Origin of the sequence: Streptomyces sp. NPDC059009, from assembly GCF_042740175.1 — a bacterium.
Taxonomy (GTDB): domain Bacteria; phylum Actinomycetota; class Actinomycetes; order Streptomycetales; family Streptomycetaceae; genus Streptomyces.
Genome location: NZ_JBHYJB010000031.1, coordinates 1 through 15,109, shown reverse-complemented (window position 1 = coordinate 15,109; position 15,109 = coordinate 1). Strand labels below are relative to the sequence as shown.

Genomic DNA, 15,109 nt, shown 5'->3' with positions numbered 1-15,109 from the left:
ACCGGGGTTCAGCGGCGGCGGGGCGCGCGGCCCCGCCACAGGTAGACCGCCGCCGCGAGGAGGGCCGCGCCGAGGGTGCCCGCGACGGGGCCGACCCAGGCGGCGGGGCCGGTGTCCGTGTCCTGTTCGGCCGGGCCCGCGCCGAAGTACTTCTTGCCGTAGGCCGCCGTGGTCAGGCCCTCCGGCTTCAGCTCGCCGCCCCGCTCGATCGCTGCGGCCGGGTCGATGAGGCCGAAGCCGCGGGCGTCGTCGCGGCCGCCGCTCGGGGCGTCCCGCGCGGTGTCCTCGAGGAGCTTCTTGATCTGGGCCGGGGTGAGCCCGGGGTGGGCGGCGCGGATCAGGGCGACGGCGCCGGAGACGAAGGCGGAGGCCGCGCTGGTGCCCCAGCCCTCGTAGTACTGGCGGGACGGGTCGGGGATGGCGATCTTCTTGCCGGGGGCGGCCACGGTCGCGTACCAGCGGCGGGTGGAGAACGAGGCGCGGTTGCCGTTGGGGTCGACCGCGGTGGCGGCGATCACTCCGGGGTAGGCCGCCGGGTAGGAGATGTGGTCGCCGTGCTCGCCGCCGTTGCCCGCGGAGGCGACGACGGCGATGCCCTTCTTCAGGGCGTACTGGATCGCGGCGTCCTCGCCGGGCTCGGGGTGCGCGGACTTGGAGTCGTCGCCGAGCGAGAGGTTGATGACGTCCGCGCCGTGGTCGGCGGCCCAGCGGATGCCCTCGGCGAGGGCGTTGCCGCGGGTGTCGCGGGCCTTCGCGCGGTGCGGGTCGCCGTCCTCGAGGATCACCCGGACCGGCAGGATCTTCGCCTGCGGGGCGATGCCGAGGACGCCGTCGCCGCGGCCGCGGCCGTGTCCGTGGCCCGCGATGATCCCGGACATGGCGGTGCCGTGGTGGGCCCAGGACTTGTCGCCCCGCTTCGCCCCGAAGCCGACCATGTCCTTGCCGGGCAGGACGTTGCCCTTCAGGTCGGGGTGGGTGGCGTCCACCCCGGTGTCGAGGACCGCGACGGTGATGCCCTTGCCCTTGGTGGTGCGCCACGCCTCGTCGGTGTGCATCGCGGACAGCGCCCACTGCTGGGCCCGGATGCCGTCGGAGGCGTGCGCGGCGGTGGCGGCCGGGCCGGCCAGCACGACGGCGCCCGCCACCAGGGCGGTGGCCAACTGCCTCCATCTCATGGGGACTTCCTGGGACTTCCTCATGAAGAGTTCTTCTCCGTGTCCGCGGTGAGCGTCGTGCGCAGGCCGCGCTCGATCCGGTCGGCGATGCCCTTCGCCTCGTTGCCGAGGCCCGACTCGGCGGGGGCGGTGGTGGCGCCCTCCTTCATCGCCTCGGCGGCGGACTGCGGCTCCGTGACGACGCGGCCGTCGGCGAAGCCGGAGACCGCGTACGCGACGACGGGCGCGTCCGGCAGCACGGACACCGTCCACGACGCCCGCTGCGCATCGCCGAAGCCCGCCGCGAGAGTGCCCTTGGCGGCGTACGGGCGCGGCATCAGGTCGGCGCGGGCGTCCAGGCCCTCCTCGGTGAAGCGGGTGCGCAGGGAGCGCATGGCGTCGGCGTCGGCCTTGGTGAACAGCAGGCCCACGGTGGTGACATGGCTGCTGGTCGCGTCCGTGTAGGTGGCGCGGAGCAGGCTCAGACAGCCGACCGGGGCGAGGGCCTTGCGCAGCAGGGGGTCGAACGCGTCCTTGCAGCTGCCGCTGGGCGGCGCGACGGCGATCCGGGTCCAGGTGCGGTCGGCGCCGCCGGGGCCCGCGCCCTCGCCCTTCAGGGTGGTCGGGAAGAGCTTGTCGACGGGCACGCTGTGCCAGAGCTCCCCGGCGACCGCGTACTGGTCCCGTCCGGTGCCGCCCGAGGCGTCGTCGGTCAGCCAACTCCCGGTCGCGGCGCCCCCGATGAGCCCGAGTCCGAGCACGATGCAGGCCGCGGCGGCCGCCATGCGCGGCCGCATCAGACCGCGCACGGGCCGCAGCCGCGTGGTGCTGTCGTCGTACTCCGGCGGCCGCACGGTGAACACGAAGGGCCGCCCGGCGCCGGGGCCGGGGGTCAGGTCCACGGAGCCCACGGGGCGGCGGCGGGTGGGGCGTTCGGGCGGGGGCAGCTCGAAGTCGGGCTCCGGGGCGGGCGCTTCAGGAGCCTCGTCGGGGGGCGCTTCCGGGGGAGCCGACGGCTGCGACGGTACGGCGGGAGCCCTCGGGCGCCGCGGCGGCAGGGGCACCTGTCCGGTGGGCGGTCCGTCGGGGAAGCGGGCCGAGGGGGCGGGGGGTGGCGGGGCGGTCGGGGTCGGCGGGGTGGTGGAGGGCGGCGGAGTGGCCGCGGTCGGCGGGGTGGCCGAGCTCGGCGAAGTGCCGGGGCCCGACGGGGTAGCCCGGCTCGACGAAGTGCTGGCGCCCGACGAAGCGGTGGAGCTCGGCGCAGTGGCCGGGATCGGCGGGGCGCTCGGGCTTGGTGGGGTCCCGTCGCGGTGGAACGGTTCGCCTGCGACGGGGCGCTCCGTCGGCGGGGACAAGGGGCGCCTCGTCGGCGGGTCCTGGGGCGGCCGGGCGACCGGGTGGTCCGCCTGGGCGGTCATCGGCTCGGGCGCCGCCGCGCCGAACGTATCCCTCGGCCCGGGCGCCGCCGCGCCGAACGCGTCCCTCGGCTCACCCCTCGGCTCGCCCCTCGACTCGTCGATCGATGACAGCAGTTCGCCGAACATCCGGCCGCGCCGCTCCGCCGGCGACTCAGCCGGCGACTCGGCGGGCGGGTCGGCACGAGGCGGGGCGACGGGCGGGTCCAGCGGCGGGCGGGCCTCGGGGAAGCGCGCCGAGGCGGCCGGGGGCGGTGGGGGTGGCGTCGTCGGGGCCGAGGGGGGCGGCTCGGTGGGCCGGGGCGGCTCAGCGGGCCTCGGGGGTACGGGGGTGCGCCGCTGCGCTTCCGTGCTCATGCACCCCCCGTTTCCTCGCACTCGGTCCCGCCGGAGCTCCTGCGTGCGCGTCACTCTACGGGCTGACGCAGGTCGCGCGGGAACCCGGTCCGCGCCCCCGGGTGATCTGTCCCGAACGTCCCCCTACCCTCGGGTAATCGCGTCTGGCAGGCTTCGCCCATGACTGGCCGATCCGCTGACCGCGCCCGCTACGACCGGGCCACCGCGCATCTCGACGCCCCGCTCGCGATCGTCGATCTCGACGCGTTCGACGCCAACGCCGACGATCTCGTGCGCCGGGCCGGCGGCAAGCCGATCCGCGTCGCCAGCAAGTCGGTGCGCTGCCGTGCGCTGCTCGAACGGGTCCTCGCCCGCGACGGCTTCGCCGGGATCATGTCGTTCACACTCGCCGAGTCCCTGTGGCTGGCCCGCTCCGGCTTCGACGACGTCCTGCTCGCCTACCCCTCGGCCGACCGCGCCGCCTTCGCGGAGCTGACCTCCGACCCGAAGCTCGCGGCGGCCGTGACCGTGATGGTCGACGACCCGGCGCAGCTGCGGCTCGTCGAGGAGGCGCGGCGCGCGGGCGGGGGCGGGGGCGGCGAAGAGGTCCGGGTCTGCCTGGAGTTGGACACCGCGTACCGGGTGCTCGGCGGCCGGGTGCGGATCGGCGCGCTGCGCTCGCCGCTGCACTCCCCCGCCCAGGTCGCCGCCCTGGCCCGCGCGGTGGCCCGGCGGCCCGGGTTCCGGCTCGTCGGCGTGATGGCGTACGAGGGGCATGTGGCCGGTGTCGGGGACGCGATCGTGGGGCGGCCGGTGCGGTCGCGGGCGATCCGCCTCATGCAGGCCGCCGCGCGCAGGGAGCTGGCGGCGCGGCGGGCCGAGACGATCCGGGCGGTACGGGCCGTCGCGCCGGACCTGGAGTTCGTCAACGGCGGCGGTACGGGGAGCGTGCAGCACACGGCTGCGGAGGGCGCGGTGACGGAGATCGCGGCCGGTTCGGGGCTCTATGTGCCGCGGCTCTTCGACAACTACACGTCGTTCAGCGGGCGTCCGGCCGCGCTGTTCGGGGTGCCGGTGGTGCGGCGGCCCGGGGTGGGAGTGGTGACCGTGCTCGGCGGCGGCTATCCCGCGTCGGGGGCCGCGGGGGCCGACCGGTCCCCGGTTCCGTATCTGCCGGAAGGGCTTCGGTACGACCCGCAGGAAGGGGCCGGGGAGGTACAGACTCCCTTGGTGGGGGCGCCCGCGGACGATCTGCTGATCGGCGACACGGTGTGGTTCCGGCACGCGAAGGCCGGGGAGCTGTGCGAGCGGTTCGATGTGCTGCACCTGGTCGAGGGCGACCGGGTGGTGGGGACGGCGCCGACGTATCGGGGGGAAGGGCACACGTTTCTGTGAACCCCAGGCGGCGCCGGGGCTGAACTTGTGGTGGGAGTTGCCCGGCGACGGGGTGCCCTGCGCCCACCCGTGCCGCCCTGCGGCCGGCACGACTGCCCGCAGGGCGGGACCGGCCTACGAAGGGCCCACGCTGCTGCCCACGCCGCCCGAGCCCGAACCCCCGATGGCCTGGACGCCCTTGGTGATCTCGTCCATGTCGGTGACCGGCGGCGGGGTCTTCGCACCGGCCTCGCCCGTGCCGCCGGGCGCGTCGATGACGAAGCGGATCAGGACCAGGGTGTCCGCGCGGGACGCCGACGGGAACACCAGCGACTGCACATAGCCGCCGGGGCCGGTAGCCGTCCGCACGCGCCAGCGGACCACATAGCCGCCGCGGCCCGCCACGGCGACGTTGCCCTGCTTGACCACGGTGTGCGACGTGAGGCCGTCGAAGGGGCGCCGGTCGAGCTTGTCGCGGTCGTACGCGCGGTCCGCCGCGTCCTCGATGTCGTCCTTGGCCACCTTCTCGGGCGAGCGTTCGTCCGTGCCCGTGACCGTGCGCGAGTAGACCGTGCCGTGGCGGCAGAGGCTGCCCTCGCCGGGGCAGTCGTAGATCTCCGGGGTCTGGATGGTGGGGTCGCCGTCGAGGGAGTCCTCGGCCTTCTCCCAGCCGTCCGGTACGGGGATCGTGATGGCGTTGAGGTCGTCGGTCAGGGTGTCCGGGGACGGGTCGGGCGCCGAGGTGGTGGGGGTCGGCGAGGAGGAGTCCGACGACTCGTCCGTCGGCTGCGGGGGCGCGGTCGGTCCGGGGCCGCCGCCCTGGGGGTCGACGCCGTCGTCCTTGCCGAGCACGACGACGCCGGTGACGATCGACGCGACCAGGACGACCGCGGCGGCCGACAGCGCGACGGCCTTGGCCCGGCCCCCGCGGGAGGCGCCCGGCAGCGGTGCGACCGCCGTCGTGGCGGGCACCTGCCCCTGCTCCCCCGTCGCGGGCCCGAACCCGCCCGTGGCCGAGCCGAACCCGCCCGTCGACGGGCCGAACCCCGGCTGTGCCGGGGCCTGTTGGGGAGCCTGCGGCGAGCGCCGGTGCTCGGTCCAGGCGGACCCGTCCCACCACCGCTCGACGGCGGGTGAGGACGGGTCCGGGTACCAGCCGGGCGCGGGCGTCATGCTCATCCCGGCACTCTAATGGGACACGCCGCGCGCCTCAGCCGTGCATCTCACACCGCAGAAGCGGAGCGCCCGCCTCAGCCGTGGATCGTGTCCTTCTGGTCGGGCACCACCGAGCCGTCGTCCCGCAGGACCGGGCCGAAGCCGCCCGCCGGCTTGTTGTACGCGGCCGTGGCGCACGGGTACGGGTCCGCCTTCTGCGGCAAGGGCTCGATGAACATGGGGTTCACGACCCAGCGGCCGTCGGCGTTGTCGTACGCCCGGCACATGACCTCGTTCTTGTTGCGGTTGAGCACGAGGTGCGCGCCCGTCGCGTCGCCGACGAAGGTCACGTCCGTGTCGGCGTCGCCGCCGCCGAGGGCGATGCGGTGGCGCCAGTCCTGCTTCTCCCAGGCCGACTTGCCCTTGATGCCGTAGATCTCCTGGTTGATCCAGCAGCGCTTGCCGTCGATGTACGGGATGGCCTCGCCCTTGTTCACGCCGACGCCGCCGCAGCCCTGGTTCCAGGTGGTGATGCGGCCCTTCTTGTCGAGGACCGAGCGGATCGCGATGGTGTGCTTACGGTCGATGCCGACGCCGCTCTTTCCGCCGGACCACACCTCGGTGACCGGCTCGGAGCCCGCCGAGACGATGTAGACGTCGAACCCGGCCTTCTTGAGCGTGCGGATCAGGTCGCGCTGCTGCTCGTAGTAGCGGACGTAGCCGGGGATGACGTGCGTGCCCACGGTCTGGATGGACCCGACGGGCGCGGCGAGCGCCTCCTTGCGGGCCTTGCGGGCGTACGACTCCAGCTCCTTGACCGTGTGCCCGGCGAACAGCTGCGGCACCCAGGCGTACTGGGGGACGGTGCGGCGGTGGTTCCACTCCCCCGCGAAGGCGGCGGCGCCGCTCATCGTCTTGCCGGACTCGCGGATGTTGAAGATCTCGTCCGCGCAGGCGGTGTCGGTGGAGGTCGGCAGCGGGGCGCCCACGGGCACGTCGGTGCCGCAGGCCGTGGTGAGCGCCCTGTCGGCCTCGTCCGTCATCCACTTGCTGGACTTCTTCCAGCTCGCGGGGCGCAGGATCTTGTCGTGCCGCAGCGACCAGGCGATGGTCGCGTCCGTGACGTCGTTCTTGGAGACGGTGTTGTCCCAGTCGAAGGCGGCGACGGGGCGGTGCTTCGCCGCCTTCGAACCGCCGTGCGCCAGGCGCGGGTTGGAGCAGGTGCCGCGCTCGTCGATGACTTTCTGGAGGCGGGCGCGGTTCTCCCCGTACCAGGGGAGCTTCTTGGAGAGCTGCGGGCAGTGCGCGCGCTTCGCGGCGGGTGCGGCCGTGGCGGCGGCTGCGGGGAGCGACGCGGCCACGGCTGCCAGCGAGGTGGCGGCCGTGGCCAGAGTCAGCGCCAATACATGTCGGTTACCCATGTGAGTGGACCGTACATCAGGGTCAGTTCGCCGTTGAGGGTGCGTACACGGAGTCCTGCTGATCGGGGATCACGGAGCCGTCCGTACGGCGTACCGGGCCCTCGGAACCGTCGCGTCCGGTGTAGCCGGTGGTGGCACAGGGGTAGGGGTCGGCCTGCTTGCCCTTGGGCTCGATGAACATGGGGTTGACCAGCCAGCGGCGGTCGCCGTTGTCGTAGGCGCGGCACATCAGCTCGGTCTTGTTGCGGTTCAGGACGAGGCGCAGGCCCGTCGCGTCGCGCAGGAACGACACGTCGGTGTCGGAGTCGCCCGCCGCGAACACCTGGCGCTGCGCGGCCGGTTGGACCTTCTCGGCGGCCGCGCCCCTGACCTTGAGGATCCGCTCGTTGATGGCGCAGCGCTTGCCGTCGATGTACGTGATCATCGAGTCGGCGCCGTCCTTCACGGAGCCGCAGCCCTTGAGGCGGGCGGTCTGCTTGCCGTGCGCGACGACGTTGCGGATGCCGATGACGTGGCGCGCGTCCAGGCCCACGCCCTTGGCCCAGACCTCGGCGACGGGCTCGGGCGAGGCGGAGACGATGTAGACGTCGAACCCGGCCTTCTTGAGCGTGCGGATCAGGTCGCGCTGCTGCTCGTAGTAGCGCGCCCAGCCGGTGACCTTGCCGGTGCCGACGGTCTGTTCGGTGCCGACGGGGGCGGCGAGGTTCTCCTTGCGGGCGGCGGCCGCGAAGCCCTTGACCTGGCGGCTCGACCAGCCCTGGGTGAGCTGGGCGAGCCAGGCGTACTGGGGCTCCATGCGGCGGTGGTCGAAGCCGTCGAAGGCCGTCTTGCCGCCGGTGGTGGTGCCCTCGCCGTAGACGGCGGCGATCTCGTCGGCGCAGGCCGTGTTCTTCGCCGTGGGGAGCGTGCGACCGGTGGCGGGGCACGCCGTGGCCAGCGCGGTGGCGGCCGGGTCGGTGAGGTAGCGGCTGGTGGTGTGCCAGTCGCCGCCCTCGGGGGTGCGTATCTTGCTGTTGCGCAGCATCCAGAACATGGTGGCGTCGCCCACGTCGTTCTTGATGACCGTGTTGTCCCAGTCGAAGACCGCGAGGGGCTTCGCCTTCTTGTCGTACGCGTCGCCGCAGCGGCCGTAGGTGTCCAGCATCCGCTGGAGCTTCGCCTTGTTGGCGCCGTACCAGCCCTTGGAGACGTGCAGGGTGGGGCACTTGGCGGCGTGGGCGGGGCCGGGGGACGTCTGGGTGGCCTGGGCGGTGGCGAGTCCGGTCCCGGCGACGGCGAGGGCGGCGGCGGCCGCGTACCAGCGATGCTTGATCTTCATGAACACGCTCCTTGTCTACGCAGGACAGCCGGGCGTCGTGCGACGCCCGGCTGTCGGGATGCTGGATGCGAGATGAACTACAGGGGCGTGACGTACGCCCCGGTGAGCCCGCCGTCGACGAGGAAGTCGGTGGCGTTCACGAACGAGGAGTCGTCGCTCGCGAGGAACGCGACGGCGGCGGCCATCTCCTCGGCCTCCGCGAAGCGGCCCACGGGGATGTGCACGAGGCGGCGCGCGGCCCGCTCCGGGTCCTTGGCGAACAGCTCCTGGAGGAGCGGGGTGTTGACGGGGCCCGGGCACAGCGCGTTGACGCGGATGCCTTCCCGGGCGAACTGGACGCCCAGCTCGCGGGACATGGCAAGCACACCGCCCTTGGACGCCGTGTACGAGATCTGCGAGGTGGCGGCGCCCATCCGGGCCACGAACGACGCGGTGTTGATGATCGAGCCCTTGCCCTGGCGGCGCATGTAGGGGATCGCGGCCTTGCAGCACAGGTAGACGGAGGTGAGGTTGACGTCCTGGACCCGCTTCCACGCCTCGAGCCCGGTGTCCAGGATGGAGTCGTCGTCGGGCGGCGAGATGCCCGCGTTGTTGAAGGCGATGTCGACGGAGCCGTAGGTGTCGTACGCGGTCTTGAAGAGCGCCTCGACCTGTTCGGCGTCGGTGACGTCGACCTTCACGAAGGTGCCGCCGACCTCCTCCGCGGCCTTCTTGCCCGCGCTCTCGTCGATGTCGCCGCAGACGACGTGGGCGCCCTCGGAGGCGAGGCGGCGTGCGGCGGCGAGGCCGATGCCGCTGCCGGCGCCGGTGATGACGGCGGTACGGCCGACGAGGCGGCGGCAGACAATCTCTTCGGTCACTGGGCGGGCCCTTCCGTGCTGATGAAGACGTTCTTCGTTTCGGTGAAGGCGGCGAGGGCGTCGGGGCCGAGTTCGCGGCCGAGCCCGGACTGCTTGTAGCCGCCGAAAGGGGTCCAATAGCGCACGCTGGAGTGCGAGTTGACGGACAGGTTGCCCGCCTGGACGGCCTGCGAGACGCGCAGCGCCCGGCCGACGTCGCGGGTCCAGAGGGAGCCGGACAGGCCGTACTCGGTGGCGTTGGCGAGCCGGATCGCGTCGGCCTCGTCCTCGAAGGGCAGGACGACGGCGACGGGGCCGAAGACCTCCTCGACGGCGGCCGGGGCGTCGGCCGGGACGTCCGTGAGGAGGGTCGGCGGGAACCAGAAGCCGGGGCCCTCGGGGGCGGCGCCGTGGATTCCGGCGCCCGGCGTCACGTACGAACGGACGCGCTCCAGCTGGGACTTGGAGATCAGCGGCCCCATCTGGGTCTTCTCGTCGGCCGGGTCGCCGACCACGACGGACTCGACCGCGGGCGCCACCAGCTCCAGGAACCGGTCGTACACGGAGCGCTGCACGAGGACGCGGGTGCGGGCGCAGCAGTCCTGCCCGGAGTTGTCGAGGTACGACATGGGCGTGGCGAGCGCGGCCGCCTCCACGTCCGCGTCCGCGAAGACGATGTTCGGGCTCTTGCCGCCGAGTTCGAGGGTCACGCGCTTCACGCGGTCGGCGCACTTGGCCATGATCCGCTTGCCGACGCCCGTGGAGCCGGTGAACACGATCTTCGCGACGCCCGGGTGCTCGACGAGCGCGTCCCCCGCGACGGCGCCGACGCCGGGCAGGACCTGGAAGAGGTGCTCGGGAAGCCCGGCCTCCAGGGCGAGTTCGGCGAGGCGCAGCGCGGTGAGCGGCGTCGTCTCGGCGGGCTTGAGGATGACGGCGTTGCCCGCGGCGAGCGCGGGGGCCGTGCCCCAGGCGGCGATCGGCATCGGGAAGTTCCACGGCGCAATCACGCCGATGACGCCGAGCGGTTCGAGGATCGTGACGTTCAGACCGCCCGGGACGGGGATCTGCCGTCCGCTGAGCCGCTCCACTCCCCCGGCCGCGAAGTCCAGGAGGTCGCGGACGTTGCCCGCCTCCCAGCGTGCGTTGCCGATGACGTGCCCGGCCTCGCGGACCTCCAGCTGGGCGAGTTCCTCGCGGTGTTCGTCGACGACGGCGGCGAAGCGGCGCAGGAGGCGGGCGCGGTCGGCGGGGGCCGTGGCGGCCCACCGCGTCTGCGCGGCGGCGGCGCGGGCGACGGCCGCATCGACGTCGGCGGCCGTGGCGGCGGGGACGGTCGCGATGACCTCCTCCGTCGCCGGGTTCAGTACCTCAAGTACGTCAAGTACGTCCTGTTGCAAGGGTGTTCCTCACATGCGTTCGAAGGAGCGGCGGAGCTCCCAGTCGGTCACCGCGGAGTCGAAGGCGTCCAGCTCGACCCGGGCCATGTTCCGGTAGTGCGCGACCACCTCGTCGCCGAAGGCGGCCTTGGCGACGGGGCTGTTCTCCCAGAGCTCGGCGGCCTCGCGCAGGGTGGTGGGGACGTGCTCGTAGTCGGCGGTGTACGCGTTCCCGGCGCACTCCTCGGGGAGTTCCAGCTGCTGCTCCATGCCGTACAGACCGGCGGCCACGAGCCCCGCCACCGCGAGGTGCGGGTTGACGTCACCGCCGGGCAGCCGGTTCTCGAAGCGCAGGGAGCGGCCGTGGCCGACGACGCGCAGCGCGCAGGTGCGGTTGTCGTAGCCCCAGGCGACGGCGGTGGGCGCGAACGAGCCGGGGCGGAACCGCTTGTACGAGTTGATGTTGGGCGCGTACAGGAGGCTGAAGTCCCGCAGGGCGGCCAGCTGTCCGGCGAGGAAGTGCCGCATCACCGGGGACATGCCGCCGGGGTCGGCGGCGGAGCCCGCCATGGCGTTGTTGCCGTCGGCGTCCTGGAGCGAGAGGTGGATGTGACAGGAGTTGCCCTCGCGCTCGTTGTACTTGGCCATGAAGGTGAGCGAGACGCCCTCCTGGGCCGCGATCTCCTTGGCGCCGGTCTTGTAGATGGCGTGCTGGTCGCAGGTGACGAGGGCCTCGTCGTAGCGGAACACGATCTCGTGCTGGCCGGGGTTGCACTCGCCCTTGGCCGACTCGACGACGAGTCCGGCGGTCGTCATGTCGTTGCGGATGCGGCGCAGGAGCGGCTCGATCCGGCCGGTCCCGAGGACCGAGTAGTCGATGTTGTACTGGTTGGCCGGGGTGAGCTCCTTGTAGCCCGCGTCCCACGCCTGCTCGTAGGTGTCCTTGAAGACGATGAATTCGAGCTCCGTGCCGACGTGGGCGCTCAGGCCGAGCTCGGCGAGCCGGTCGAGCTGGCGGCGCAGGATCTGCCGGGGCGCGGCGACGACGGGCGAGCCGTCGTTCCAGGCGAGGTCGGCGATGAGCATCGCGGTGCCCTCGTTCCACGGCACCCGGCGCAGGGTCGAGACGTCGGCGTGCATGGCGAAGTCGCCGTAGCCGCGGTCCCAGGAGGACATCGCGTAGCCGTCGACGGTGTTCATGTCCGTGTCGACGGCGAGGAGGTAGTTGCAGCCCTCCGTGCCGTGCTCCAGGACCTCGTCGAGGAAGAAGCGGGCGGCGAACCGCTTGCCCTGGAGCCGCCCTTGCATATCGGGGAAGGCCAGGACGACAGTGTCGATCTCGCCGCTCGCGACGAGGGCCTTGAGCTCCTCGATCCCGAGCGGGGGTGTGCGGTCTGCCACGGGAAAAGCCTCCTTGGGTCAGCCGAGGGCCATAAGGTATTGCGGAGAACCATTGCTTGGGAAGGGGGTTGGGCCAGATGTCGCACGCGGACGGTGACGGCGGCCTCGCGACGGTGCTGCGGCCGGTGCGCGCGGGCAACGGCTTCGAGGAGGCGCTGGAGCAGATCCTCCAGGTCGTCCGGCTCGGTCTGGTGCCGGGCGGCGAACGGCTGCCGTCCGAGCGGGAGTTGGCGGACCGGCTCGGCATCAGCCGGGTCACGCTGCGCGAGGTCCTGAAGGTCCTCCAGGACCAGGGCCTGGTGGAGTCGCGGCGCGGGCGCTACGGCGGCACCTTCGTCCTGCCCCGCCCCGAGGCGGCCGGCGAGGACGAGCTGCGCCGCCGCATCAAGGACGTGGACGTCGAGGACGTGCTGCGCTTCCGCGAGGTCCTCGAGGTGGGCGCGGCCGGGCTCTGCGCCGGGCACGGCCTGGACGGTGCCCAAGTGGAGCGCCTGCGCGCCGCCCTGGCGGACACTCATGACGCGCCGCTCGCCGACTACCGCCGCCAGGACACCCTCCTGCACCTCACCCTGGCCGAGCTCTGCGGCTCGGCCAGCCTCACCGCGCAGTACGCGGCGGTGCGCGCCACGGTCAACGACCTCCTCGACTGCATCCCGCTGCTGGTACGCAACCTGGAGCATTCCCAGCGCCAGCACACCGCGCTCGTCGAGGCGGTGCTCGACGGGGACGCGGACGGGGCGCGGGAGATGATGCGGGAGCACTGCGGAGGGACGGCGGCCCTGCTGCGGGGTTTCCTCACGTGAGGCGGCAGTGACATGAGGGCCCGTGAGGACCGATTAACCACGGCGTAACGCACGGGTCTTGATTTCTTCGGTGCGGCACCGCAAAGGTATGGATCCGTTCCATTGAGTCCATCCAGCTGATCCTCAGTTGAGTCCATCGAGCTGACCCTCAGTGCCGCCGTCGCATGGGAGCCCTGCCATGACCCTGGAGTCCACCAAGCCGTCCGCCGGCCAGGAGGCGGACGACTATCTGGAACGCAGAACCCTCCAACGAGGCAACGCGGGCTGGGTGTTGCTCACCGGTCTCGGCGTCGCCTACGTCGTCTCGGGGGACTTCTCCGGCTGGAACTCGGGGCTCGCCGAGGGCGGCTTCGGCGGGCTCGGCATCGCGATGGCGCTCATGGGCGTGATGTACGCCTGCATGGTGTTCTCACTGGCGGAACTCTCCTCGGTCCTGCCCACGGCGGGCGGCGGCTACGGCTTCGCGCGCCGGGCGCTCGGCCCCTGGGGCGGCTTCCTCACCGGCACGGCGATCCTCATCGAGTACGTGCTCGCGCCCGCCGCCATCTCCATCTTCATCGGCGACTACGTGGAGTCCCTCGGGCTGTTCGGGCTCACCTCGGGCTGGCCGGTGTATCTGGCCTGCTTCGCGATCTTCATCGGCATCCACCTGTGGGGCGTGGGCGAGGCGCTGCGGTTCTCCTTCGTGGTGACCGGCATCGCGGTGGTCGCCCTCATCGTCTTCGCCGCCGCCGCGTTCACGGACTTCGACGCCTCGAAGCTCAACGACGTGGCCGTGGACCACAGCGCGTTCGGCGCCAACTCCTGGCTGCCGCTCGGCCTGTTGGGGATCTGGGCGGCCTTCCCCTTCGGCATGTGGTTCTTCCTCGGCGTGGAGGGGGTGCCGCTGGCGGCCGAGGAGACCAAGGACCCGGCGCGCACGCTGCCGCGCGCCATCCGCTGGTCGCTGTGCATCCTCGTGGTCCTCGCCGTCGTCACGTTCTTCGCCTCGGCGGGGGCGCGGGGCTCGGCCGCCATCCAGTCGTCCGGCAACCCGCTGGTCGAGGCGCTGCAGCCGGACGGCAAGGCGACGACGCTGAGCAGGATCATCAACTACGCGGGCCTGGCCGGCCTGGTGGCGTCCTTCTTCTCCCTCATCTACGCGGGCTCGCGCCAGCTCTTCGCCCTGTCCCGCGCGGGCTACCTGCCCCGCTTCCTCTCCCTCACCAGCAGCCGCAAGGCCCCCTACCTCGGGCTCCTCGTGCCCGGCGCGATCGGCTTCGGCCTGGCGGCGGCGACCGGGGACGGTGCGCGGATGCTGAACGTCGCCGTGTTCGGCGCCACCATCTCGTACGCCCTGATGTCGCTCTCCCACATCGTGCTGCGCCGCCGCGAACCGGAACTCGAGCGCCCCTACCGCACCCCCGGCGGCGTACTGACCTCCTCGGTGGCGCTGGTCCTCGCCTGCGCGGCGCTGGTCGCCACCTTCCTGGTGGACGTGACGGCGGCGCTCATCGCACTCGGGGTATACGTGGTGGCGATCGCCTACTTCGGGCTGTACAGCCGCAAGCATCTGGTGGCGTCGGCGCCGGAGGAGGAGTTCGCGGCGCTGGCGGCGGCGGAGGCGGAGCTGGCACGAGACTGAGTCAACTTGGGTTTACGGAAAGGAAGTTCAGCACAGTGAACAGGCCGTTGATCGGGGTCAGCACCTACCTGGAGGCAAAGGCGAGCTACCGCGTGTGGGAGCTGCCCACGGCGCTCCTGCCCGCCGGCTACCCCCGGCTCGTCCAGGCGGCGGGCGGCCTCGCCGCGATGGTGCCGCCGGACGACCCGGCGCACGCCGCCTCGGTCGTCGCCCGGCTCGACGCCGTCGTGATCGCGGGCGGCGAGGACGTCGAGCCGACGCGGTACGGAGCCGAGCCGGAAGACCGCACGGGCCCGCCCGCGCGAGAACGCGACTCGTGGGAACTGGCCCTGATCGACGCGGCGTTGGCATCGGGCACTCCGCTGCTGGGCATCTGCCGCGGCATGCAGCTCCTCAACGTGGCGCTCGGCGGCACGCTGGTGCAGCACATGGAAGGCCACACGGGTGGGACCGGCGTCTTCGGCTCACACCCGGTGACTTCTGTACCGGGCACGCGCTACGCCACGATCGTCCCGGAGGCGTCGGCGGACGTGCCCACGTACCACCACCAGGCGGTGGACCGCCTCGGCGAGGGCCTCGTGGTCTCGGCACACGCGGAGGACGGAACCGTGGAGGCGGTCGAACTCCCCGGTGACGGCTGGGTGGTGGGTGTGCAGTGGCACCCCGAGATGGGGACGGACACGCGGGTGATGGCGGCACTGGTAGCGGAGGCGGTCAAGCGCCGAGCCGTGTCCTGAGCTGTGTGCGGCTGCGGGTGGTGGGTGGTGGGGTCGGGGCGGGGTCGGGGTGGGGACGCGGCGGTATGTCCGTCCTCGAAAAGCCGGGGGCGCCGGACGAGTACACGAGTACTGACTTGGGCGGGGTGCTGTACTGCGGGCGGACATCTGTCT

The 15,109-nt window shown here is 72.7% G+C and carries 12 protein-coding genes; 4 read left to right on the top strand and 8 right to left on the bottom strand.

Going from position 1 to position 15,109, the window contains the following annotated elements:
* Window positions 1-8: 8 nt before the first annotated feature.
* Complete coding sequence (gene mycP / locus ACFWYM_RS28195) at window positions 9-1,175, bottom strand: type VII secretion-associated serine protease mycosin (RefSeq protein ID WP_384843136.1); 1,167 nt, start codon at window positions 1,173-1,175, stop codon at window positions 9-11.
* Between the two features lie 20 nt (window positions 1,176-1,195).
* A complete protein-coding gene (locus ACFWYM_RS28190) occupies window positions 1,196-2,926 on the bottom strand; it encodes a hypothetical protein (protein WP_384843133.1) in 1,731 nt (576 codons plus the stop codon).
* Window positions 2,927-3,085: 159 nt separating this feature from the next.
* Between ACFWYM_RS28190 and ACFWYM_RS28185 the strand changes: the two genes are divergently transcribed.
* Window positions 3,086-4,300 (top strand): amino acid deaminase/aldolase, encoded by a 1,215-nt coding sequence (locus ACFWYM_RS28185; RefSeq protein WP_384843130.1) that lies wholly within the window; start codon window positions 3,086-3,088, stop codon window positions 4,298-4,300.
* Window positions 4,301-4,414: 114 nt separating this feature from the next.
* On the opposite strand, the gene ACFWYM_RS28180 is transcribed toward ACFWYM_RS28185, so the two are convergent.
* The 6 genes from ACFWYM_RS28180 to ACFWYM_RS28155 all read right to left on the bottom strand — a co-directional run bounded on the left by ACFWYM_RS28180 (window position 4,415) and on the right by ACFWYM_RS28155 (window position 11,792).
* Window positions 4,415-5,458, bottom strand: a complete 1,044-nt coding sequence (locus tag ACFWYM_RS28180; RefSeq protein WP_384843127.1) for a DUF2510 domain-containing protein — start codon at window positions 5,456-5,458, stop codon at window positions 4,415-4,417.
* A gap of 71 nt (window positions 5,459-5,529) precedes the next feature.
* A complete protein-coding gene (locus tag ACFWYM_RS28175; protein WP_384843124.1) occupies window positions 5,530-6,855 on the bottom strand; it encodes a haloacid dehalogenase-like hydrolase in 1,326 nt (441 codons plus the stop codon).
* A gap of 22 nt (window positions 6,856-6,877) precedes the next feature.
* On the bottom strand, window positions 6,878-8,173 hold the full coding sequence (locus tag ACFWYM_RS28170) for a haloacid dehalogenase-like hydrolase (protein WP_384843121.1): 1,296 nt from the start codon (window positions 8,171-8,173) through the stop codon (window positions 6,878-6,880).
* Window positions 8,174-8,250: 77 nt separating this feature from the next.
* The gene (locus ACFWYM_RS28165; RefSeq protein WP_384843118.1) at window positions 8,251-9,033 is read right to left on the bottom strand and encodes a 3-oxoacyl-ACP reductase; all 783 of its coding nucleotides are present in this window, start codon (window positions 9,031-9,033) and stop codon (window positions 8,251-8,253) included.
* Window positions 9,030-10,412, bottom strand: a complete 1,383-nt coding sequence (locus ACFWYM_RS28160; RefSeq protein WP_384843115.1) for an aldehyde dehydrogenase family protein — start codon at window positions 10,410-10,412, stop codon at window positions 9,030-9,032. Before ACFWYM_RS28160 ends, ACFWYM_RS28165 begins: the two co-directional genes overlap by 4 nt.
* 9 nt (window positions 10,413-10,421) lie before the next feature.
* Window positions 10,422-11,792 (bottom strand): glutamine synthetase family protein, encoded by a 1,371-nt coding sequence (locus ACFWYM_RS28155; RefSeq protein ID WP_384843113.1) that lies wholly within the window; start codon window positions 11,790-11,792, stop codon window positions 10,422-10,424.
* A 77-nt stretch (window positions 11,793-11,869) separates the two neighbouring features.
* On the opposite strand from ACFWYM_RS28155, the gene ACFWYM_RS28150 reads away from it, so the two are divergent.
* The 3 genes from ACFWYM_RS28150 to ACFWYM_RS28140 all read left to right on the top strand — a co-directional run bounded on the left by ACFWYM_RS28150 (window position 11,870) and on the right by ACFWYM_RS28140 (window position 14,956).
* On the top strand, window positions 11,870-12,595 hold the full coding sequence (locus ACFWYM_RS28150; RefSeq protein WP_384843110.1) for a FadR/GntR family transcriptional regulator: 726 nt from the start codon (window positions 11,870-11,872) through the stop codon (window positions 12,593-12,595).
* A 178-nt stretch (window positions 12,596-12,773) separates the two neighbouring features.
* Complete coding sequence (gene eat / locus ACFWYM_RS28145; protein ID WP_384843107.1) at window positions 12,774-14,219, top strand: ethanolamine permease; 1,446 nt, start codon at window positions 12,774-12,776, stop codon at window positions 14,217-14,219.
* 35 nt (window positions 14,220-14,254) lie between these two features.
* A complete protein-coding gene (locus tag ACFWYM_RS28140; RefSeq protein ID WP_384843104.1) occupies window positions 14,255-14,956 on the top strand; it encodes a gamma-glutamyl-gamma-aminobutyrate hydrolase family protein in 702 nt (233 codons plus the stop codon).
* Window positions 14,957-15,109 lie beyond the last annotated feature (153 nt).